The sequence below is a fragment of the Micromonospora sp. NPDC003944 genome, assembly GCF_053605225.1.
In genome coordinates this window covers 24,400-44,779 of sequence record NZ_JBSGIV010000058.1, presented here as the reverse complement: position 1 = coordinate 44,779, position 20,380 = coordinate 24,400, and the positions used below count along the sequence as shown (strand labels likewise).

Here is a 20,380-nt window from a genome sequence, read left to right as displayed (position 1 = left end):
CGGCACGGGAGAACCCCTCCCGTGCCGGGCGGCGCCTGCCGGACGGGCCCCGACCCTCCCTTAAGAAGGAGACCCCCGTGTCCGCGACCCCCCTGCTGGAACTCCGCGGGATCGACAAGAGCTTCGGTCCCGTCCAGGTGCTCCGCGACGTCGCCCTGACCGTCCACCCAGGCGAAGTGACCGCCCTGGTCGGCGACAACGGCGCCGGCAAGTCGACCCTGGTGAAGTGCATCAGCGGCATCCACCCCACCGACGCCGGAGAGTTCCTGTTCAACGGTGAACCGGTCCACATCGGCAGCCCCCGCGACGCCGCCGGGCTCGGCATCGAGGTCGTCTACCAGGATCTCGCGCTCTGCGACAATCTGGACATCGTGCAGAACATGTTCCTCGGCCGGGAGAAGCGCAGCGGCATCGTCCTGGACGAACCCACCATGGAGCAGCTCGCCGCCGAGACCCTGGCGGGGCTCTCCATCCGCACCGTCACCTCGCTACGCCAGCACGTCTCGAGCCTCTCCGGCGGTCAGCGCCAGACCGTGGCCATCGCCAAGGCGGTGCTCTGGAACAGCAAGCTCGTCATCCTGGACGAGCCGACCGCGGCGCTGGGCGTGGCACAGACCGCCCAGGTGCTCGAACTGGTCCGCCGCCTCGCCGACAACGGCCTCGCCGTGGTGCTCATCTCGCACAACATGAACGACGTCTTCGCCGTCTCCGACCGGATCGCCGCGCTGTACCTCGGCCAGATGGTCGCCCAGGTGAAGACCACCGACATCACCCACGCCCAGGTGGTCGAGCTGATCACCGCCGGGCGCTCGGGCGGGCTCGGCCTCGCCACCGACCCGGGCAGCAACGGCGACGGCCCGCAGCCGGCCGACTCGATCTCAGGAGGCGCCCGATGACCACCACCGCCGTACGGAAGGACGGCCCCGCGGCCGTCACACCGGCGCCGACCGTCGGGAGCCACGCCCGCAACTACTGGAGTCGGGTACGCGGCGGCGACGTCGGCGCGCTACCGGCGGTGCTCGGCCTCATCGTGCTCTGCACCGTCTTCGCGATCATGCAGCCGTCGTCGTTCCTGTCGGCCGGCAACTTCGCCAACCTCTTCACCCAGGGCGCGGCGGTCACGTTGATCGCGATGGGCCTGGTCTTCGTGCTGCTGCTCGGCGAGATCGACCTCTCCGCCGGCTTCGCCAGCGGTGTCTGCGCCGCCGTGCTCGCCAATGTGGTCACCGTGCTCGGCTTCCCCTGGTGGGTCGCCGTGCTCGCCGCGGTCGCCACCGGTGTGGTCATCGGCACCACGCTCGGCATGCTCGTCGCGAAGATCGGTATTCCGTCCTTCGTGGTCACCCTCGCCGGGTTCCTCGCCTTCCAGGGCGTCGTGCTGCTGCTCGTCAAAGAGGGCACCAACATCTCCGTCCGCGACGACGTGCTGGTAGCCATCGCCAACCGCAACCTCGCCCCCACGCTGGGCTGGGCGCTGGCCATCCTCGCTGTCGTCGGCTACGCGGCGGTGCAACTGCTGCGCCACCGCAACCGGGTGGCCCGCGGCCTGATCACCGACCCGATCGCGGTGGTGGCGCTGCGGATCGGCGGGCTCGCCGTCATCCTCGGCACCGCGGTGTACGTCCTCAACCTCGAACGCAGCCGCAACGTCCTGATCAGCTCCCTCAAGGGCGTGCCGATCGTGGTGCCGATCATCGCGGTGCTCCTGATCGTGTGGACCTTCGTGCTCCAACGGACCAGCTACGGCCGGCACATCTACGCCGTCGGCGGCAACCGGGAGGCGGCCCGCCGGGCCGGCATCGAGGTCGACCGGATCCGCATCTCGGTCTTCATGATCTGCTCGTCGATGGCCGCCATCGGCGGCATCGTGGCGGCCAGCCGGGCCAACTCGGTCGACCCGAACACCGGGGGCAGTAACGTACTGCTCTACGCGGTCGGCGCAGCGGTGATCGGCGGCACCAGCCTCTTCGGTGGCAAGGGCCGCGTCCTCGACGCCGTGCTCGGCGGCGCGGTGGTCGCGGTCATCGAAAACGGAATGGGCCTGATGGGGTACAGCGCGGGAGTCAAGTACGTGGTCACCGGCGTCGTGCTGCTGCTCGCCGCGAGCGTCGACGCGCTCTCCCGCCGCCGCGCGGCAGCCACCGGCACCCGCTGACCGCGCGGGAGGTAGCACCAGCATGCGCCCAGGACCGAGCCAGGATGACGTCCGACGGCAGAACCTCGGGGCCCTGCTGCGGCACGTGCACGTCCACGGGGCGACCACGCGTGCCGAACTGACCACCACGCTGGGCCTCAACCGCAGCACCATCGGCGCGCTCACCGCCGACCTGTCCGCGGTGGGGCTGGTCAGCGAGGGAGCACCGAAGGAGACTGGCCGGGCCGGACGACCGTCACTCGTCGTCCGGCCCGAGTCGGCCCGGGTCTACGCGTACGCGTACTCGGTGGAGGTGGACCGGCTGCGTGCCGCACGGATCGGGCTTGGCGGCGCGGTCCTGGACCGCCGGGACCTGGACCGGCCGCGCGGCCTGCTGGCGGCGGAGGCCGCGCCGCTGCTGGCCGGCGCGGTCAAGGAGATGCAGCAGGTGGTGCCGGCGGACGCGATCTGCGTCGGTGCCGGCGTCGCGGTCTGCGGCATGGTCCGTCGGGACGACGGCCTGGTCCGGCTCGGTCCCACCACCGGTTGGGTGGACGAGCCGATCGGCGCGGCCCTCGCCGACGAGCTGGGCATCGACGTACCGATCACCGTGGGCAACGTGGCCGACGTCGCCGCGTTCGCCGAGCACGCACGCGGTGTGGCGGCGGGCTGCGACAACGTGCTCTACCTGTACGGCGACGTCGGCGTGGGCGCCGGCATCATCGCCGGTGGGCGTCGGCTGACCGGGCACGGAGGGTACGGCGGCGAGGTCGGCCACATGAAGGTGGTCCGCGACGGCAGGCCCTGTGAGTGCGGCTCCCGGGGCTGTTGGGAGACCGAGATCGGTGAGCACGGCCTCCTGCGCGCTGCCGGACGCTCCGACGCCAGGGGCCGTGACGCGCTGCTCGAGGTCTTCGACGCGGCCGACCGGGGGGATGCCCTGGCCCAGACGGCGGTCCGCCAGGCCGGCGACTGGCTCGGCTTCGGGGTGGCCAACCTCGTGAACGTCTTCAACCCGGAGATGGTCATCTTCGGCGGCACCATGCGCGACCTCTACCTCGCCGCGGCGGCCCAGATCCGCAGCCGGCTCAACTCGAACGCGCTCGGCGCGTGCCTGGAGCACGTGCGGCTGCGCACCCCGAAACTGGGTACGGACGCACCCCTGATCGGTGCCGCCGAGCTGGCCTTCGAACGGCTCCTCGCCGACCCCCTCGACGTGGGCTGACCCGCGTACGCTGTGCGGCGTGGATGTCGAGCTGCGCGCGTCCGACGACGACCGCAACCGGGTGGTCGCCGCGCTGCACCAGCACACCGCGGCCGGCCGACTGACGCTCGACGAGTTCTCCGATCGGGTCGGTGCGGTGTGGACGGCCCGCACCCTCGGTGACCTGGCCGCGCTGACCCGCGACCTACCGGCCCTGCCCGACCCGGTCGTCGACGCCGGCCCGGTGGGGCACGGGCGGCAGGAGTTGCTGATGGTCTTCGCCGCCGCGGCGCTCACCCTGCTGCTGCTCGGCGGCTTGCTCGCCGTCACCCGCTGACTTGGGTCGCCGAGCGATGAACTGATCGCGCGAGCAGTCCGTACCAGTGGGCGGACGGGCAACCGGCACAGGCAACGGATGCCCGGTCCAGACGCGATCCGGTCCGGACCGAGGAGGCACCACAGACATGGCACCGCTCAGATCCGCCCACCGCCGACTGGGCACCCGGACTCAGCGAGCGGCGATGCTGCTCATCGCGATCATCGCGGGGGTCGGTGTCCTACCCGGTGTGGCCGTCGCCGCCCCCGCCGGCGGGCGACAGCTCAACGCCGCCGACATGACACTGCTCAACGGGGTGCGGTTGGCCGGGCTGTGGGAGATGCCGGCCGGCCAGATGGCCGCCGAGAAGGGCCAGTCGGCGAAGGTACGGGAGATCGGCGCCGGCATCGCCGGCGAGCACCAGCGGCTCGACGAACTCGTCGTGGAGGCGGCCAACAAGCTGGGCGCGACCATCCCGAGCGAGCCTACGGCCCAACAGAAGGGCTGGCTGACGGAGATGAAGGACGCCTCCGGCGCCCGCTTCGACCAGATCTTCGTGACCCGCCTCCGGGTCGCTCATGGGAGCATTCTCCCGGTGATCAGCGCAGTACGGGCCAGCACCCGGGACGCCACCGTCCGCAAGCTCTGCGAGGACGCCACCGAGTTCGTCACGCATCACATGCAGATGCTGGAGTCCACCGGACTGGTTCGGTGGCCCGAACTGCCCCCGGCCGCGCTGCCCGCCCCCGGCCAGGACGGGCTGCTGGCCGCCGCCGGGGCGAACGCCGGCCCGCAGCCCGGAGTCAGCAGCACAGTCGTCTGGCTTGTCTTCCTCGCCGCGCTGGGCACCGGCGGAATCGCCACCTTCCGGATGCTGCGCCGCAGCTGACAGGTCGAGGTGGCCTGGTGTTGGTGGCTCGCGTCAGCGGTCGACCTGGGTGAAGTCCCAGGAGTGCGGGGCGCGGGCCACCAACAGGGCGGGCGGTTCCGGCAGTGCGCGGGGGTTGCTGCGCCACTTGGAGATGACCACCACGCGGTGGTCGGTGGAGGAGAAGACCTCGCTGGAGACGTGCAGCGGGTCGTGCTCCAGTTCGGGAAGGGCGGTGTCGCACACCCAGGTGATCAGGTCGGCGACGCCGTACGCCTCGGCGCGCGCCTCCCACATCCGCACGATCATGTCCGCCGCTCCCGTCACACGCTTACCGTTGTCAACGGCAGCGCCGAGTCGGCCGGCAGATCCAGTCGACTCGGGGCGACCCCGGCGGCGACCAGGTGCGAACCGAGCGCGGCGACCATCGCGCCGTTGTCGGTGCACAGCTTCGGCCGGGGCACACGGACCCGGATGCCGTACTTCTCGGCCCGCTGCTCGGCCATCGCCCGCAGCCGGGAGTTCGCCGCCACTCCCCCGCCGATGACCAGGGTCTCGATGCCCTGCGCCCGGCAGGCGGCAAGCGCCTTGCTGGTCAGCACGTCGCAGACCGCCTCCTGGAAGGACGCGGCGACGTCGGCCACCGGCACCGGCTCGCCAGCACGCTGACGGGCCTCGACCCAGCGGGCCACCGCCGTCTTCAACCCGGAGAACGAGAAGTCGTACCGGTGGGCCGCGAGATCCTTCGCGGCGGTCAGACCGCGCGGAAAGGCGATCGAGGCGGCATCACCGGCGCGGGCCTCCCGGTCGATGGGCGGGCCACCCGGGAAGGGCAGCCCGAGCAGCCGGGCGACCTTGTCGAACGCTTCCCCGGCCGCGTCGTCGATGGTGGCGCCCAGCGGGGTGACACCCCGGGCCAGGTCGTCGACGAGCAGGAGGGACGAGTGGCCGCCGGACACCAGGAGCGCGATTGCGGGTTCGGGCAGCGGGCCGTGCTCCAGGGTGTCCACCGCGACGTGGGCGGCGAGGTGGTTGACGCCGTAGATCGGCTTCTCGGCGGCGACCGCGTACCCCTTGGCGGCGGCGACGCCGACCAGCAGCGCGCCGGCCAGCCCCGGCCCGGAGGTGACCGCGATCGCGTCGATGTCGGCGAGCGTGACGCCGGCCTCGGTCAGGGCGCGGTCCATGGTCGGCACGATGGCCTCCAGGTGCGCCCGGCTGGCCACCTCCGGCACCACGCCCCCGAACCGGGCGTGCTCCTCCACGCTCGAGGCGAGCGCGTCGGCCAGCAGGGTGTGCCCCCGCACGATGCCGACGCCGGTCTCGTCGCAGGAGGTCTCGATACCCAGGATCAGTGGTTCGTCAGCCATGGTCGTGTGGTCCGTCCCCGGTCAGCTCGGCGTCGCGCCGCATGACGAGCGCGTCGGTGTTGCTCGGTTGGTAGTAGCCGCGCCGCACCCCGACCGGCTCGAATCCGTACGTCGCGTAGAGCCGTTGGGCTGCGGCGTTGTCGACGGCGACCTCCAGCAGGGTGCTGCGGGCGTCACGCCGCCCCGCCTCGGCGAGCAGTTCCTCCAGCAGGGTGCGACCCACGCCGCGCCGCTGGGCGTCCCGACGGACGGCGATGTTCTGCACCCACACCTCGTCCGGCGGTACGCCGGCGAGCCCGGCGTAGCCGAGCACCGAACCGTCCGCGTCGACGGCGACCCGGTAGTGGTGTCGATTGGCGAGTTCGCTCCAGAACATGGCGGGCGTCCACTGCTCGGCGCCGAAGAGGTCCGCCTCGATCGGCAGCACGTCGTCGATGTGCCACCAGCGGAACGGTTCGAGCCGTACCGCGCTCACGGCAGGACCGGTTTACGGCCGGTCGCCGCCACCGCGTCGGGGCGGCGCAGGTAGAGCGGGGTGAGCCGCTCACTTGCCGCGCCCGCCCGAATCCGCTCGGCGGCGAGCAGCGCCAGCACTGTCGCGTCCGGGTAGCGCGGCTCGACCCGCACGGGCAGGTCCAGGACCTCGGCGTACCGGTGTGCCCCGTCACCGACCGCGATCGTCGCGCCCAGTTCCCGGGCCCGCGTAGCGGCGACCGACGGCGCGGACACCTCGGGCCCGACGATCCGCTGGCCGGCACCGTCGTAGACGGCCCAGTACAGCTCCTTGCGCCTGGCGTCGCTGGCCGCCAACACCGGCTCGCCGGATGCCGCCGGGTAGCCGATGGCGTCAAGCGAACAGACGCCGTACGTGGGGATGCCGAGCACCTGACCCATGGTCGCGGCGGTGACCAGGCCGACCCGCAGCCCGGTGAACGGCCCCGGGCCGAGCCCGGCGACGACGGCGGTCAGGTCACGCGGGCGCGCGCCCGCGTCGGCGAGGACCGCATCCACCTGGGGCGCGAGCAGCTCACCGTGCGCGCGGGCGTCGACCGTGCAGCGGTGCGCCCGCGACGCCACGCCGTCTGCCGAGACCTCCACAAGCGCCGCGGTGACCGCGGGGGTCGAGCTGTCCACCACGAGTACGAGCACGGTAAGCCAGCCTAGCCGCCCCGCCCCGCGCCCCGGTCACGCCCCGCCCCCGCCACCACCCAGGCCAAGCCCACCCACACGAACCGCCCGCCCGGCCCGGCACGGCACGGCCTGGCCGCGCTGGCCGGGGCACGGCCCACACTTGCCGCGACCGGGCCGCATCCTTCATTGAGCGGTATACCTCTGAGTCATATTTATGACTCAGAGGTATACCGCTCATCAGAGAATGGCCCTGGTCGCCGGTGGCATGTCGCCTGCCGGCACGGGCAGCGGGGGCGAAGAACCCAAGTCGTGAATCCGCCTCAGCGCTTCTCGCCACGGCTCGGCGTGGTCCACCATCCCGGGATGCCATCCACTCGTCTCGCCGGTCTACTCGGCGCTGCCATCCGTCAGCAACGGCAGTCGCGTGAGCTGAGCCAGACCGAGCTGGCCGAGTTGGCCGGGATCAGCCAAGCGTCGGTCGCCCGGATCGAGGGCGGCGATCGAGGGCCCAGCATCGCCATGCTGGAGCTGTTGCTTGCCGCGATGGGCGTGCAGTTGGTCGTTGGGGTCGAACCGTTGGACGCGCACCTCGACGCCCGGATCGACGACCTGGCCGCCCGGCCGATCGCCGAGCGGATCGACGAGCTTGGCCTGGATGATCTGCTGGACGAGCTCGCCGACCTCCCCCAGGCGATCACCGGAGGCACGGCAGCGCTGTTGCAGGGCGCGCCGGTACCTGTCGACGCGCTGGAGATCGCGCTGCGCTGGCAGGACTCCAAGCCGTTCACCCGCTGGCTGGAGGCGAACTACGGGCAGCGGTGGAACGCCCGCTGGGGTGAGTTCGGTGGGGTGTGGTTGGAGCCCGAGGAGCCGGGCGACCATCGGTGGTCGACCCGGTACGGGGAGATCAGGGCCACGATGTGCGACGAGCTGCCCGAGACGATCGAGGTACGCCACGGCGAGCGGATGTATCAGGTGGTGCCGCTTGTCGAGCTGGAGCTGAGCGAACCACGCGCCGCCGAACTGCTACGCCGTTACCGGGACCGGCAGCTCGCCAGCGACGGCTGAGCCAACTGCCGGTCGAGAGCCAGCTCAGCCCGCGGTGCGCTCCCAGTCGATGGTGGGCAGACCGGCGTCGGCGAGTGCCTTGTTGGCGGCGCTGAACGGGCGGCTGCCGAGGAAGCCGCGCGGGTTCATCGGGCTGGGGTGGCCCGCCTCCAGCACCACGTGCTGCGGGTTGGTGACAAGCGCGGCCTTCTTACGGGCGTAGCCGCCCCAGAGCAGGAAGACCACCCGGCCCGGTGCCGCGTCCAGCGCCCGGATGGTCGCGTCGGTGAACTCTTCCCAGCCGGCGTTGGCGTGCGAGCCCGGGGTGGCCTGCCGGACGGTCAGCACCGAGTTGAGCAGCAACACACCCTGCGCGGCCCAACCGTCGAGGTTGCCGCTGCGCGGCTTGGGGACGCCCACGTCCTCGCCAAGCTCCTTGAAGACGTTGCGCAACGACGGCGGCGCCGTCACCCCGTCACGGACACTGAAGCTCAACCCGTGCGCCTGCCCGGCCCGGTGGTAGGGATCCTGCCCGAGGATCAGCACGCGGGTGCCCTGCGGTGAGCAGAGCCGGTAGGCCGAGAACAGGTCCTCAAGCGGCGGGAAGACGGTCTGTGTCGCGTATTCCCTGGCGACGAACTCGCCAAGCGCGGCCGTGCGGGCCGGGTCGAGGTGCGGGGTGAGCACGGCACGCCACTGCTCCGGCAGCAGGGCCAGCAGATCCAGGGCGGGAGCGTCGTCGGCCATCAAGAACCTCTCACAGCGCGGGTCGGTCCCCCGCACTCTAGGCATCGGGTACGACACCCGCCGACCTAGCCCAGGTCGGCGAGCCGCCGGGCCCAGTCGCCACCGACCGGGTCCAACTCGACGATGCGGGTGTCGTCGTCGCGGCGGTCGATGCGAACCCGCAGGTGCGCGTCGACCAACTGCTCCACCAGACCCTCGCCCCACTCCACTACCGTCACCGAGTCGTCCACCGACGCGTCGAGGTCCAGGTCGTCGATCTCGGCGCGCGGGTCGGTGGCGTCGCCCAACCGGTACGCGTCGGCGTGCACAAGTGCCACCCGGCCGCCCCGGGCCGGATCGGGTCGGTGCACCCGGGCGATCACGAAGGTCGGCGAGGTGATGTCCCCGAGGACACCGAGCCCGGCACCGATGCCCTGGGTGAGCGCGGTCTTGCCGGCACCCAGCGGGCCGGTCAACAGCACCAGGTCGCCGGCGCGCAGCAGCCCGGCCAGCCGCCGGCCGAAGTCCCGAGTGTCCTCGACGGTCGGCAGCTTGACGACGTGACTCACCGTTCCTCCACGCTCTGCAGTGACTCCAGGAACCGCGCCAGGGCGGCGTTGACCTCGTCCGCGTGCTCCAACATCACCACGTGACCGCTGTCCTTGATCTTCACGAACTCGGCGTGCGGCAACCGGCGGACGATCTCCTCCGAGTGTGTCACCGGAGTGATCATGTCCTTGTCTCCGACCACCACCAACACCGGAGTCGACGCCAGCGCCGCCAGCGCCGGGAAGCGCGAGTGGGTGGCCAGGGTCCGCAGGTAGCGGGTGACCGTGTCGGCCGACGTCCGGGAGTTCATCGTCTCCACGTAGGACACCAGCGACGGGCTGGGCTTACGGGTGCCGAAGCCGTACTTGCGGGTCAGCAGCCAGGCCACGTTCGACGTCGACTTGCGGGCCTTGTCGATCACCGGCCCGCCGTACCGGGTGGCGTTGCTGACCATGTAGAGCACCGGGCCGCCGACCCGGCCGAGCAGCGCGGGAGCCACCAACTTGGTCTCCGCGACGAGCCCGCCCGACGTGGCCATCAGAACGGTGCCCACCACCCGGTCACCGAACAGCTCCGGGAACAGCTCGGCGAACGCCATGATGGTCATGCCGCCCATCGAGTGGCCGACAAGCACCAGCGGCCCGTCCGGGGCGGTTCGGTCGATCACCTGGCGCAGCGTCCGGCCGAGCACCGTGAGGTCGTACTCGCCGGTCTCCAGCCGGCCGGACCGGCCGTGACCGGGCTGGTCGTACGCCACGATCCGGTGGTCACCGCGAGCGGCGAGCATCTGGCGCTGGAAGTGGAAGGTCCCCATGTCCAGGCAGAAGCCGTGCACCAGCACCACCGTCGGGTGCCCCGGCACCGGCCGGGTCGGCTCGACCACCTCGACCTGGATGTCGGTGCCGTCCGGCAACTCGAGGCGGAACGCCTCGTCGTACCGCTGCTCGTCGAACATCTCGTGCGCGTAGCGGTCGGCCGGGTCGGCCTTGAGCCGGCGGACCAGGGTCCGTTCGGTCGCGACGCCGGCCGCCAGGCCTGCCGCCGCCACCCCGACCGCCGCGCCGACGATCCCCGCGACCCGGCCGGCGGCCGTCCGCGGACGCGGTATGCGGTAGTTCATGGTTTCTCGCCGTCGTAGACGCGGGGCACCCGCGTGCCGCCGAACCGGGTGACGATCTCGTAGTTGATCGTGCCGACCGCCTCGGCCCAGTCGTCAGCCGTCGGCTCGCCGTCGGCGCCGCTGCCGAAGAGGGTCGCCACGTCGCCGTCGGCCACCGGGTCGTCGCCGCAGTCGAGCACGAACTGGTCCATGCAGACCCGTCCCGAGATCGTCCGGCGTACGCCGCCGAGCTGGACCGGGCCGGTGTTCGACGCGTGGCGCGGAACCCCGTCGGCGTACCCGAGTGGCACCACGGCCAGGTTCGCGTCGTTCTCCGTCGTGTAGGCGTGCCCGTAGGAGATGCCGGTGCCGGCGGGCACCCGCTTGGTGAGCATCACCCGGGCGCGGGCGGTCATGGCCGGCCGCAGCCCGTACGTCTCGCCGGCCACCGGGGAGAGCCCGTAGACGGCCAGGCCGGGGCGGACCAGGTCGAAGTGGGTGTCCGGGCGGGTGAGGGTGGCCGCCGAGTTGGCGAGGTGCCGCCAGCGCGGTCGCAGCCCGGCCCGCTCGGCCATGGCCAGCCCTTCGTTGAAGACGGCCAGTTGATGGTCGGTGGTGGGGTGACCGGGCGAGTCCGCGTAGACGAAGTGGCTCCACACGCCGACCACCTCGATCAGGCCGTCGGCCTGCGCCTTCGCGGCGGCGTCGAGCAGCGCGGGCCAGTCGGCGACCGTCGCTCCGCCCCGGGACAACCCCGTGTCGATCTTGAGGTGCAGGCGGGCGGGACGCCCAGCGAGGCGACTCGCCGCGCTCATCTCGTCCAGCTGCGCCAGGCTGGCCGCGCCCAGGTCCACCCCGGCGCGGACCCCCTCGTGCAGCGGCAGGCCGGGCGCGAGCAGCCAGGCCAGCACCGGCACGGTCACCCCGCCCCGGCGCAGGGTGAGCGCCTCGTCGAGGGTGCAGACGCCGAGCCAGTCCGCGCCGGCGTCGAGCGCCGCGCGGGCGGCCGGAAGCATGCCGTGGCCGTACCCGTCGGCCTTCACCACCGCCATCACCTCGGCGGTGGTGCCGGAGCGGAGCCTGCTCACGTTCTCGCGGATGGCATCAAGATCGACGCGTACCTCGGCCTGCCACATGCTCCCAGCCTACTTTCCGCCGTGATCACCGCGGGCGGCGACGCACGTGCCCGCGCGGTGATCCGGTCACCGTGCCCGGAACCGGCCGGTTCAGCCCAGCCGGGCCACCACCGGACGCAACGCGGTCGCCACGTCGGGCGCGGTCACCGGCCCGCTCCGGGCCGCCTCCCGGCCGGCGAGCCCATGGAGGTACGCGGCCGAGGCCGCCGCCCGATCGGCGGGCACCCCGGCCGCCAGCAGCGAGCCGAGCAGCCCGGCCAGCACGTCGCCGGTGCCCCCGGTGGCAAGCGCCGGGGTGCCGGTCGGGTTGACGTACGCCCGACCGTCCGGCGTGCCGATCACCGTGCGGTCACCCTTGAGCAGCACCACCGCGTTCATCCAGGCGGCCAGCCGCAGCGCGGCGCCGACCCGGTCGGCCCCCGGCTCCTCCCCGCAGAGGCGGGTGAACTCCCGATCGTGCGGGGTGACCACGATGGGGGCGTCCCGACCTCGCAGCCGGTCGGCGAGCGAGCCGTCCACGAGCAGGGTCAGGGCGTCGGCGTCGAGCACCACCGGCACCGGGGCGGCCAGTACGGCACGCAGCTCGGCCGCCGCCTCCGGCCCGGTGCCCAGCCCGGAGCCGCAGACCCAGGCCTGCACCCGGCCCGCGTCGGCGACCCGCGAACTGGCGATCACCGACGGGTGCTGGTGCAGCACCTCGGCGCGGGCGCCGCCGGCGTAGCGGACCAGGCCGGTCGGCCCGGCCAGCGCGCCGCCCACGGAGAGCACCGCCGCACCGGGGTAGGTCTCCGACCCGGTCGCCACCCCCACCACGCCCCGGGTGTACTTCTCCGACGCCGGGCCCAACCGGGGCCACCAGTCGACCAGGTCGGACCACTCGGTGACCCGCAGCGCCGGGGCGCCGCGCAGCCACTGCCGCAACCCGATGTCGACAAGCTCGACCTGCCCGGCGAGCGCGGCGGCCGGGCCGACCACCAGGGCGGGCTTCAGCGCGCCGAAGGCAACCGTCACGTCGGCGCGGATCGCGGTGGGCCGGCCGGACGCGGAGAGCGGCACGTGGCCGGTGTCGACGGCGACCCCGCTTGGCACGTCGACCGCAAGCACGGTGGCCCGCTCACCGTCGCGGCCACGCAGGTCGCCGAGGCGTTGGACCAGCTCGTCCGCGTTGGCCCGGAGGCCGCCGGTGCCGCCGATGCCGACGATGCCGTCGACGACCAGATCGACCGGGCCGGCCGGACCCGGCACCAGACGACCGCCAGCGGCGCGCAGCGCGGCCAAGCCGGCGGCGTGCGCCCGCCCGGGGGTGAGCAGCAGGGCGGACACCTGGACACCTCGGCGGGCCAACCGCTCACCGGCGTACAGCGCGTCGCCGCCGTTGTCGCCGGAGCCGACGAGCAGCAGCACCCGGCCGCCGTAGACCCCACCCCGCTCGTCGAGCAGCAGCGCGGCTCGACGGGCCAGGCCGGCGGCGGCCCGCTGCATCAGCGTCCCCTCGGGCAGCGTGCCCATCAGCCCCGCCTCGGCCGCCCGTACGTCGGCCACCCGCCACACCGATCTCATGCCACCGTGTCCCATTCCGTTCGCGGGCGGACCTGCTCGGCCCTCCCGGCCGACGTCATCGTTCCGCGACCACCATCGCCGACGCGATCGATGCCGACAGCGACGATCACCACCTCACCCTACCGGCGGCCGGGGCCGCAGATTAGCCGTCGGGCTCGCGCTGGGCAACGCCTGTGGACACCCCGGCGTACGCCTCGACGCCGGCTGTCCACAGGGCACCTCGCGGCCTTCGGATCGCGCCTAGCGTCGGCGCGTCGATACCGATCGTCCACGGGGGTGTGGTCATGACCGACGAGCCGTTCGCTGTCCGGCCGGAGGAGTTGCGGGCGGTCGCCGTCCTGCTCGACGACGAGGCGCGGAGGTTGGCGTTGGGCCTGGCGGGCCGTCCCGGGCTGGTGGTGGCGGCACCCGGTTGGCGAGCTGGCGTGGCCCTGGCCGGGTTGGAGGCCGCCGGGCACGCCTGGTTCTGCCGGCTCGGTGCCCGGGTCGCGGCGACCTCCGGCGGGGTCCGGGTGGCGGCCGAGTCGTACGAGACGGTGGACGACCGGGCCGCCGACCGGTTCGCCGGGCTGCCCCGGTGAGCAGCGTCGGCTACCGGCAGCTGTGGGCTGTCGATCCGGGCGGGTGGCGGGCCGCCGGGGCGGCGTGGGCGGGGTTGGCCGGGCCCCTCGACCGGCGCGTCGACGGGCTGCGCACCAGCGGTGGGCGGTTGCGGGGCGGTTGGTCGGGCCCGGCGGCCACGGCGGCCGACGCCCAGCTCGCCGGTCTCCGGGACGAGCTGGCCTCGGTCGCACCCGCGCTGATCGAGGTCGACCAGGTGCTGGCCGAGTTGGCGGGTCGGTTGACGGTGGCGAAGGTTCGGCTCGTCGAGGCGGTCGCCCGGGCCGATGCGGCCGGCCTGCTCGTGGACCGCTCGGGCGGGGTGCGGGTCGATCCCACCCGGGTCCAGCCCAGCGACCGGGCCGACCCGACGGCGGCAGGGTCGGCCGTGGCGGGGGTGGCCGCGGCCCTGCGGGCCGCGCTCGACGGGGCAACCGCCGCGGACCGGGTCGCCGCCGACCGCTTGGACGAGCTGGCCCGCGCCGCCGGCACCGGGTGGGCGTCCCCGCCTCCACCGGGTCGACCAGCCGTCGGTGCCGCGCCCGCGCTTGTCGGCGCCTGGTGGTCCGGGCTGACTCCGGCGCAGCGACGGTGGTTGATTGGGCGCGAGTCGGCCCTGGTCGGTCGGCTGGACGGGGTGCCGGTGGCCGCCCGTGACCAGGCCAACCGCCTACAGCTCGACATCTGGCGTACGCAGTTGCTTGCCGAGCGGCGACGGCTGCTGTCCCGGGTGCCGCCGGGGCCACTCGCGTCGATCCGGTTGCGTGGGGTGGCCGGGCGGTTGGCCGGCCTGGAGGCGCTGGCCGGGCGGCTGACGGGTGACGGGGCGCCGCGGGCGTACCTGCTCGGGTTGGATCCGGCGGGTGAGGGGCGGGCGGTGGTGGCGCTCGGCGACCCGGACCACGCCGACCGGGTGCTGACCTACGTGCCGGGGATGACGGCCGGCCTGGACGACGCCCCCGGTGAGTTGGGCCGGGCAGCCCGCGTGCTGGAGCGGTGCGCCGCGCTCGCACCGGGTGAGCGCAGCGCGGCGGTGCTCTGGTTGGACTACGACGCTCCGGACCTGCTGACCGAGGCCGCCTCGGCAGGTCAGGCCCGGGACGCCGGCCCGGCGCTGCACCGCTTTCAGGAGGGGCTGCGCGTCAGCCACGACGGGCCGCCAGCGCGGCAGACCGTTCTCGGGCACAGTTACGGGTCGCTTGTGGTGGGGGTGGCGGCCCGGGAGCATGGGCTCGCCGCCGACGCGCTCGTCTTCGTCGGCTCGCCGGGTGTCGGCGCGTCGCACGCCGCCGAGCTTGGCGTGCCACCCGGGCAGGTCTGGGCGAGCAGCGCCCCGGACGACGTGATCCGGGCCGCTCGGCCACCGGAGGAGTTGGGCCGGCGGGCCCTGCTCGGCGCGGCACCGCTCGCCGGCGTGCTGGGCTGGCCCGACCGGACGGGGCACGAGCTGTGGTTCGGTCACGACCCGGCCGACCCTGGCTTCGGTGGACGGGTGTTCCCCAGCGGCCGTGGCGGGCACACCGGCTACTGGGAAGCGGGCAACCCGGCGCTGGACGGGATGGCTCGTGTGGTGCTGGGCCGGTGACGACGGAACCCCGACCGCCGCGGGCTGCGGCGACCGGGGTCCCGGACATGCACGGTGGTTACTCGACGGTGACCGACTTGGCCAGGTTGCGGGGCTGGTCCACGTCGTGCCCCCGGGCGTTGGCGATCTCGGCGGCGAGCACCTGCAACGGCACCGTGGTGACGAGCGGGGCCAGCAGGGTGGGCGTGCGCGGCACGTAGATCAGGTGGTCGGCGTACCTGACGACGGCCTCGTCACCCTCCTCGGCGATGACGATGGTCCGTGCGCCCCGGGCCCGGACCTCCTGGATGTTGGAGACGACCTTGTCGTGCAGCATGCCCCGGCCCACCGGCGAGGGCACCACGCAGATCACCGGGGTGCCCTTGTCGATCAGGGCGATCGGGCCATGCTTCAGCTCACCCGCGGCGAAGCCCTCGGCGTGCATGTACGCCAACTCCTTGAGCTTCAGCGCGCCCTCCAGGGCCACCGGGTAGCCGACGTGCCGGCCGATGAACAGCACCGTCGGCTCGGACTTCAGCTCCCGGGCCAGCTCACGGACGGGCTCGATCCGGTCGAGCAGCTCCCGCAGCTTGCCGGGGATCTCCTGCAACTGCGCGACCACCGCGCCCACCTCGTCGGCGAACTTGATCCCGCGCACCTGGGCGAGGTGCAGGCCGATCAGGTAGCAGGCGACGACCTGGGTCAGGAACGCCTTGGTGGAGGCGACGGCGATCTCCGGCCCGCCGTGGGTGTAGAGCACGGCGTCGGACTCGCGCGGGATGGTCGAGCCGTTGGTGTTGCAGATCGCCAGCACCCGGGCCTTCTGCTCCTTGGCGTGGCGCAGCGCCATCAGGGTGTCCATCGTCTCGCCGGACTGCGAGATGACCACGATCAGCGTGGACCTGTCGAGCACCGGGTCGCGGTAGCGGAACTCGCTTGCCAGCTCCACCTCGCACGGGATCCGGGTCCAGTGTTCGATGGCGTACTTGGCGACCATGCCGGCGTGGTAGGCCGTGCCGCAGGCCACGATGAAGATCTTGTCGACGTCGCGCAGATCCTGGTCGCTGAGACGGACCTCGTCGAGGGCGATCTCACCGCTCTCGGTGAGCCGGCCGAGCAGCGTGTCGGCGATGGCCTGCGGCTGCTCCTCGATCTCCTTGAGCATGAACCAGTCGTAGCCGCCCTTCTCCGCGGCCGAGGAGTCCCAGTCGATGTGGAAGTCCTTGCCGGTGGCGGGCTGGCCCTCGAAGTCGGTGATCTCGATGCTGTCGCCGGTGATCAGCACGATCTGGTCCTGGCCCAGCTCGACCGCTTCCCGGGTGTGCTCGATGAACGCGGCCACGTCGCTGGCCAGGTAGTTTTCCCCGTCGCCCCGGCCGACGACAAGCGGCGAGTTGCGCCGGGCGCCGACCACCGCGCCGGGCACCGCGGCGTCCACCGCGAGCAGGGTGAACGCGCCCTCCAGCCGCTGGCAGACCACCCGCATGCCGGCCGCGAGCAGCTGCGGGCTGTCGGGTTGGCCGGCGGCGCGCAGGTCGGCCAGCGCGGCGGCGAGCAGGTGCGCGGCGCACTCGGTGTCGGTGTCGCTTGCGAACTGGACGCCGTCGGCCTCCAGCTCGGCGCGGAGCTTGGCGAAGTTCTCGATGATGCCGTTGTGGATCACCGCGACCCGCCCGTCGGGGGCGACGTGTGGGTGGGCGTTGCGGTCGGTCGGGCCGCCGTGGGTGGCCCACCGGGTGTGCCCGATGCCGGTGGTGCCGTCACCGATGCCGATCGGGCTCGCCGCGCAGGAGGTCGGGGCGTCGGCGGCCCGCTCGGACAGCACCTTCTCCAGGTTGGCCAGCTTGCCGGCCTTCTTCTCGGTCAGCAGCCGGTCGTCACAGACGATCGCGACGCCTGCCGAGTCGTAGCCGCGGTATTCCAACCGCCGCAGCCCGTCGAGGACGATGCCGAGTGCGGGGCGCGCGCCCGCGTATCCCACGATTCCACACATGGCCCGCAGCCTAACGTAGTTTCACTCACGATGGGTGCTCGAAAGTCGGGTTATCAATCACGGAACTTGAGCGATCGGGGGCTGCGGGGTCGCAACCGGGACGACCTTCACCCCGTCACTCCTGGCCCGCCCGCAACGACGGGGTTGCGGCACGCCTTCGGGTACGACAGTCTCTCGGCGGGTTCGGCGCGCCCCCTCGGCTCGTTCGTCCCATACCCACTCCCGCCCGGAGCAGCCATGTCCGACGCGCCCCCGCCCGATCTGTCCCCCTCTCCCGCACCGGACCCGCCAGCAGGTGGCCGTAGGCTGGCTCAGGTGACGACGAGCACCGATGTCGACCCGCTGGTGGCCCGGATGCGGCCGTTCGGCACGACGATCTTCGCCGAGATGTCCGCCCTCGCCGTACGCACCGGCGCGGTAAACCTCGGCCAGGGGTTTCCCGACACCGACGGCCCACCGGAGATGCTTGCCGCCGCCGCCGAGGCGCTGCGCGGCGGGCAGAACCAGTACCCGCCCGGCCCGGGGATACCCACCCTGCGTGCGGCCGTCGCGGCCCATCAGCGGCGGTTCCACGACCTGGCGTACGACCCGGACGGCGAGATCGTGATCACGGCGGGCGCGACCGAGGCGGTCGCGGCGAGCATCCTCGCTCTCTGCGAACCGGGCGACGAGGTGGTGTGCTTCGAGCCGTACTACGACTCGTACGCCGCCTCGATCGCGCTTGCCGGCGCGGTCCGCCGGCCGGTGACGCTGCGTCCCGCGGCCGACGGTCGGTACGCCTTCGACCCGGCGGCGCTGCGCGCGGCGTTCGGCCCGCGCACCCGGGTGGTGCTGCTGAACTCACCGCACAACCCGACCGGCAAGGTCTTCACCCCGGCCGAGTTGGCGCAGGTCGCCGAGTTGTGTCAGGAGTTCGACGCGTACGCGGTCACCGACGAGGTGTACGAGCATCTGGTCTTCACCGACGCGGCGAGCCCACATGTGCCGCTGGCCACCCTGCCGGGGATGCGGGAGCGGACGCTGCGCATCTCGTCGGCCGGCAAGACGTTCTCCTGCACGGGGTGGAAGGTCGGCTGGGCGAGCGGCCCGGCGGCGCTGGTCTCGGCGGTGGTACGGGTGAAGCAGTTCCTCACCTACGTCAACGCCGCGCCGCTGCAACCGGCGGTGGCCGTGGCGCTGGCCCTGCCGGACGACTACTACACCGGCTTCCGGGACAGCCTCCAGCAGCAGCGTGACCAGCTCGTCGGTGGGTTGACCGACGCCGGGTTCGAGGTGCTCGACTCGGAGGGGACGTACTTCGTCACCGCCGACATCACCGCCCTCGGCGGCCGGGACGGGATGGAGTTCTGCCGCTCGTTGCCGGAGCGCTGCGGTGTGGTGGCGGTGCCCACCCAGGTCTTCTACGACGACGCCGACGCGGGCCGGCGGCTGGTCCGGTTCGCCTTCTGCAAGCGCCCCGAGGTGCTGACCGAGGCGGTCACCCGGCTGCGCGCCCTGACCCCGACCGGCTGACCCCCGACCGGCTGACCCCCGACCGGCTGACCTCGACCCGGGACGCCCGACGGCTGTGGAGCTGATGCCGTAAACGATTCAGCTCCACAGCGTCCAACCGGCCTAGGCGACCGGGCTCGCGGTGCGCACCAGCTCGGCGATCCGCTCGGCGACCTCACGCGCGGTCGCCTCGGTGGCCGCCTCCACCATCACCCGGACCAGCGGTTCGGTGCCCGACGGGCGCAGCAGCACCCGGCCGGTCTCGCCCAGCTCGGCCTCGGCCCGCTCGACCTCGGCGCGCACGGCGGGGGCGGCGGCACCGACGGTCCGGTCGCCGACCGGCACGTTGATCAGCACCTGGGGCAGCTTGGTGACCACCGAGGCCAGCTCGGCGAGGGACTTGCCGGTGGCCGCCATCCGGGCCATCAGGTGCAGGCCGGTGAGGACCCCGTCGCCGGTGGTGGCGTGCGCGGGCATGACGATGTGGCCGCTCTGCTCACCGCCGAGCGCCAGCCCGGAGGCGCGCAGCTCCTCGAGCACGTACCGGTCGCCGACCTTGGTCTCGACCAGCCGGATGCCCTGCGCGGACATCGCGAGTCGCAGCCCGAGGTTGCTCATCACGGTGGCCACCAGGGTGTCCTGGGTGAGCGTGCCGGCGTCCCGCATGGCAAGCGCGAGGATCGCCATGACCTGGTCGCCGTCCACCTCGTCGCCGTCGGCGGTGACCGCCAGGCAGCGGTCGGCGTCGCCGTCGTGGGCGATGCCCAGGTGGGCGCCGTGCTCGACCACAGCGGCGCGCAGCCCTTCGATGTGGTTGGAGCCACAGTCGTCGTTGATGTTCAGACCATCGGGCTCCGCGTGGATGGCGATGACCTCCGCGCCGGCCTCCCGGTAGGCGACGGGGGCGACCTCGGCCGCCGCGCCGTTGGCGCAGTCGACCACGACCTTGATCCCGTCGAGCCGGTGCGGAACGGTGCCCACCAGGTGCTGAACGTAGTGGTCGGCACCGTCGAGCAGGTCGTGCACCCGCCCGACACCCGCGCCGATCGGCCGGTCCCAGGCCGTGGTGGCGTTCGTCTCGACGGCCGCCTCGATCTGCATCTCGATCTCGTCGGGCAGCTTGTGACCACCGGCGGCGAAGAGCTTGATGCCGTTGTCCGGCATCGGGTTGTGTGACGCGGAGAGCATCACACCCAGGTCGGCCTTGGCCTCGGCGGTGAGGAACGCCACCGCGGGGGTGGGCAGCACGCCGACCCGCACCACGTTGGCGCCGGCGCTGGTCAGACCGGCGACAACGGCGGCCTCGAGCATCTCGCCGCTGGCCCGGGTGTCCCGCCCGACGACGGCGAGCGGCGGATGGCTGCGGTCCGTCTCGGCGAGTGTGTGCGCGGCGGCCACCGCGAGCGCCAGCGCCAACTCCGGGGTGAGATCCGCGTTCGCCCGCCCGCGTACGCCGTCCGTGCCGAACAACCGACCCATACCCGCCAACCTCCGAATGAGCACTGCAAGTGAGGAGAAAGCGGAACGGCCGACCCACCTCCCCGCAGAGGGGAGGCGGACCGGCCGTCCGTCAGAAGTACAACGCGCTGGGA

At 72.9% G+C, this 20,380-nt stretch carries 20 protein-coding genes; 9 read left to right on the top strand and 11 right to left on the bottom strand.

The window, feature by feature from the left end; genetic code table 11:
• The first annotated feature begins 77 nt into the window (after nt 1-77).
• The 5 genes from ACWER9_RS24930 (at nt 78) to ACWER9_RS24910 (ending at nt 4,543) form a co-directional block, all read left to right on the top strand.
• On the top strand, nt 78-896 hold the full coding sequence (locus ACWER9_RS24930; RefSeq protein WP_452304100.1) for an ATP-binding cassette domain-containing protein: 819 nt from the start codon (nt 78-80) through the stop codon (nt 894-896).
• Entirely contained in the window at nt 893-2,155 is a 1,263-nt protein-coding gene (locus tag ACWER9_RS24925) for a sugar ABC transporter permease (protein ID WP_452304099.1), read from the top strand. The genes ACWER9_RS24930 and ACWER9_RS24925 overlap by 4 nt, the downstream gene beginning before the upstream one ends.
• A gap of 22 nt (nt 2,156-2,177) precedes the next feature.
• Nucleotides 2,178-3,359, top strand: a complete 1,182-nt coding sequence (locus ACWER9_RS24920) for an ROK family protein (protein WP_452304098.1) — start codon at nt 2,178-2,180, stop codon at nt 3,357-3,359.
• A gap of 19 nt (nt 3,360-3,378) precedes the next feature.
• Nucleotides 3,379-3,675, top strand: a complete 297-nt coding sequence (locus ACWER9_RS24915) for a DUF1707 SHOCT-like domain-containing protein (RefSeq protein WP_452304097.1) — start codon at nt 3,379-3,381, stop codon at nt 3,673-3,675.
• Nucleotides 3,676-3,802: 127 nt separating this feature from the next.
• Nucleotides 3,803-4,543 carry a DUF4142 domain-containing protein gene (locus tag ACWER9_RS24910; RefSeq protein ID WP_452304096.1) on the top strand — a complete coding sequence of 247 codons (741 nt, stop codon included), beginning with the start codon at nt 3,803-3,805 and terminating at the stop codon, nt 4,541-4,543.
• A 33-nt stretch (nt 4,544-4,576) separates the two neighbouring features.
• On the opposite strand, the gene ACWER9_RS24905 is transcribed toward ACWER9_RS24910, so the two are convergent.
• The 4 genes from ACWER9_RS24905 to tsaB are packed head-to-tail and all read right to left on the bottom strand — an operon-like array spanning nt 4,577 to nt 7,041.
• Nucleotides 4,577-4,831, bottom strand: a complete 255-nt coding sequence (locus tag ACWER9_RS24905) for a hypothetical protein (RefSeq protein ID WP_452304101.1) — start codon at nt 4,829-4,831, stop codon at nt 4,577-4,579.
• A gap of 14 nt (nt 4,832-4,845) precedes the next feature.
• Complete coding sequence (gene tsaD, locus ACWER9_RS24900) at nt 4,846-5,892, bottom strand: tRNA (adenosine(37)-N6)-threonylcarbamoyltransferase complex transferase subunit TsaD (RefSeq protein WP_091402289.1); 1,047 nt, start codon at nt 5,890-5,892, stop codon at nt 4,846-4,848.
• Nucleotides 5,885-6,367 carry a ribosomal protein S18-alanine N-acetyltransferase gene (gene rimI / locus ACWER9_RS24895; RefSeq protein ID WP_452304095.1) on the bottom strand — a complete coding sequence of 161 codons (483 nt, stop codon included), beginning with the start codon at nt 6,365-6,367 and terminating at the stop codon, nt 5,885-5,887. The genes tsaD and rimI overlap by 8 nt, the downstream gene beginning before the upstream one ends.
• The gene (gene tsaB / locus ACWER9_RS24890; protein WP_452304094.1) at nt 6,364-7,041 is read right to left on the bottom strand and encodes a tRNA (adenosine(37)-N6)-threonylcarbamoyltransferase complex dimerization subunit type 1 TsaB; all 678 of its coding nucleotides are present in this window, start codon (nt 7,039-7,041) and stop codon (nt 6,364-6,366) included. The genes rimI and tsaB overlap by 4 nt, the downstream gene beginning before the upstream one ends.
• Nucleotides 7,042-7,386: 345 nt before the next feature.
• On the opposite strand from tsaB, the gene ACWER9_RS24885 reads away from it, so the two are divergent.
• The gene (locus ACWER9_RS24885; RefSeq protein WP_452304093.1) at nt 7,387-8,091 is read left to right on the top strand and encodes a helix-turn-helix domain-containing protein; all 705 of its coding nucleotides are present in this window, start codon (nt 7,387-7,389) and stop codon (nt 8,089-8,091) included.
• A gap of 24 nt (nt 8,092-8,115) precedes the next feature.
• Here ACWER9_RS24885 and ung read toward each other — a convergent pair whose 3' ends face one another.
• The 5 genes from ung to ACWER9_RS24860 all read right to left on the bottom strand — a co-directional run bounded on the left by ung (nt 8,116) and on the right by ACWER9_RS24860 (nt 13,140).
• Nucleotides 8,116-8,817, bottom strand: coding sequence for a uracil-DNA glycosylase (ung, locus tag ACWER9_RS24880; protein ID WP_452304092.1), 702 nt, complete (start codon nt 8,815-8,817; stop codon nt 8,116-8,118).
• Between the two features lie 65 nt (nt 8,818-8,882).
• Complete coding sequence (gene tsaE / locus ACWER9_RS24875) at nt 8,883-9,365, bottom strand: tRNA (adenosine(37)-N6)-threonylcarbamoyltransferase complex ATPase subunit type 1 TsaE (RefSeq protein ID WP_238659239.1); 483 nt, start codon at nt 9,363-9,365, stop codon at nt 8,883-8,885.
• Complete coding sequence (locus ACWER9_RS24870; protein ID WP_452304091.1) at nt 9,362-10,465, bottom strand: alpha/beta fold hydrolase; 1,104 nt, start codon at nt 10,463-10,465, stop codon at nt 9,362-9,364. Before ACWER9_RS24870 ends, tsaE begins: the two co-directional genes overlap by 4 nt.
• Complete coding sequence (gene alr / locus ACWER9_RS24865; RefSeq protein WP_452304090.1) at nt 10,462-11,580, bottom strand: alanine racemase; 1,119 nt, start codon at nt 11,578-11,580, stop codon at nt 10,462-10,464. The genes ACWER9_RS24870 and alr overlap by 4 nt, the downstream gene beginning before the upstream one ends.
• Before the next feature lie 90 nt (nt 11,581-11,670).
• Entirely contained in the window at nt 11,671-13,140 is a 1,470-nt protein-coding gene (locus tag ACWER9_RS24860) for an NAD(P)H-hydrate dehydratase (protein WP_452304089.1), read from the bottom strand.
• A gap of 284 nt (nt 13,141-13,424) precedes the next feature.
• Here ACWER9_RS24860 and ACWER9_RS24855 point away from each other — a divergent pair, with 284 nt between their 5' ends.
• Both ACWER9_RS24855 and ACWER9_RS24850 read left to right on the top strand, forming a co-directional pair.
• The gene (locus ACWER9_RS24855) at nt 13,425-13,721 is read left to right on the top strand and encodes a hypothetical protein (RefSeq protein WP_452304088.1); all 297 of its coding nucleotides are present in this window, start codon (nt 13,425-13,427) and stop codon (nt 13,719-13,721) included.
• A complete protein-coding gene (locus ACWER9_RS24850) occupies nt 13,718-15,325 on the top strand; it encodes an alpha/beta hydrolase (protein WP_452304087.1) in 1,608 nt (535 codons plus the stop codon). Before ACWER9_RS24855 ends, ACWER9_RS24850 begins: the two co-directional genes overlap by 4 nt.
• Before the next feature lie 58 nt (nt 15,326-15,383).
• Here the strand turns inward: ACWER9_RS24850 and glmS are convergent, their stop codons facing one another.
• The gene (glmS, locus tag ACWER9_RS24845) at nt 15,384-17,297 is read right to left on the bottom strand and encodes a glutamine--fructose-6-phosphate transaminase (isomerizing) (RefSeq protein WP_452304086.1); all 1,914 of its coding nucleotides are present in this window, start codon (nt 17,295-17,297) and stop codon (nt 15,384-15,386) included.
• Nucleotides 17,298-17,612: 315 nt separating this feature from the next.
• Between glmS and ACWER9_RS24840 the strand changes: the two genes are divergently transcribed.
• A complete protein-coding gene (locus ACWER9_RS24840; protein ID WP_452304085.1) occupies nt 17,613-18,809 on the top strand; it encodes a pyridoxal phosphate-dependent aminotransferase in 1,197 nt (398 codons plus the stop codon).
• A gap of 102 nt (nt 18,810-18,911) precedes the next feature.
• On the opposite strand, the gene glmM is transcribed toward ACWER9_RS24840, so the two are convergent.
• Nucleotides 18,912-20,267, bottom strand: a complete 1,356-nt coding sequence (glmM, locus tag ACWER9_RS24835) for a phosphoglucosamine mutase (RefSeq protein WP_452304084.1) — start codon at nt 20,265-20,267, stop codon at nt 18,912-18,914.
• Nucleotides 20,268-20,380: the final 113 nt, after the last annotated feature.

Bases quoted from the DNA above. Each gene is read 5' to 3' on its own strand.
- tsaD (WP_091402289.1), bottom strand. From the start codon at position 5,892: ATGGCTGACGAACCACTGATCCTGGGTATCGAGACCTCCTGCGACGAG.
- ACWER9_RS24905 (WP_452304101.1), bottom strand. From the start codon at position 4,831: ATGATCGTGCGGATGTGGGAGGCGCGCGCCGAGGCGTACGGCGTCGCC.
- ung (WP_452304092.1), bottom strand. From the start codon at position 8,817: ATGGCCGACGACGCTCCCGCCCTGGATCTGCTGGCCCTGCTGCCGGAG.
- ACWER9_RS24855 (WP_452304088.1), top strand. From the start codon at position 13,425: ATGACCGACGAGCCGTTCGCTGTCCGGCCGGAGGAGTTGCGGGCGGTC.
- ACWER9_RS24860 (WP_452304089.1), bottom strand. From the start codon at position 13,140: ATGAGATCGGTGTGGCGGGTGGCCGACGTACGGGCGGCCGAGGCGGGG.
- ACWER9_RS24910 (WP_452304096.1), top strand. From the start codon at position 3,803: ATGGCACCGCTCAGATCCGCCCACCGCCGACTGGGCACCCGGACTCAG.
- ACWER9_RS24920 (WP_452304098.1), top strand. From the start codon at position 2,178: ATGCGCCCAGGACCGAGCCAGGATGACGTCCGACGGCAGAACCTCGGG.
- ACWER9_RS24925 (WP_452304099.1), top strand. From the start codon at position 893: ATGACCACCACCGCCGTACGGAAGGACGGCCCCGCGGCCGTCACACCG.
- glmM (WP_452304084.1), bottom strand. From the start codon at position 20,267: ATGGGTCGGTTGTTCGGCACGGACGGCGTACGCGGGCGGGCGAACGCG.
- ACWER9_RS24870 (WP_452304091.1), bottom strand. From the start codon at position 10,465: ATGAACTACCGCATACCGCGTCCGCGGACGGCCGCCGGCCGGGTCGCG.
- glmS (WP_452304086.1), bottom strand. From the start codon at position 17,297: ATGTGTGGAATCGTGGGATACGCGGGCGCGCGCCCCGCACTCGGCATC.
- alr (WP_452304090.1), bottom strand. From the start codon at position 11,580: ATGTGGCAGGCCGAGGTACGCGTCGATCTTGATGCCATCCGCGAGAAC.
- ACWER9_RS24885 (WP_452304093.1), top strand. From the start codon at position 7,387: ATGCCATCCACTCGTCTCGCCGGTCTACTCGGCGCTGCCATCCGTCAG.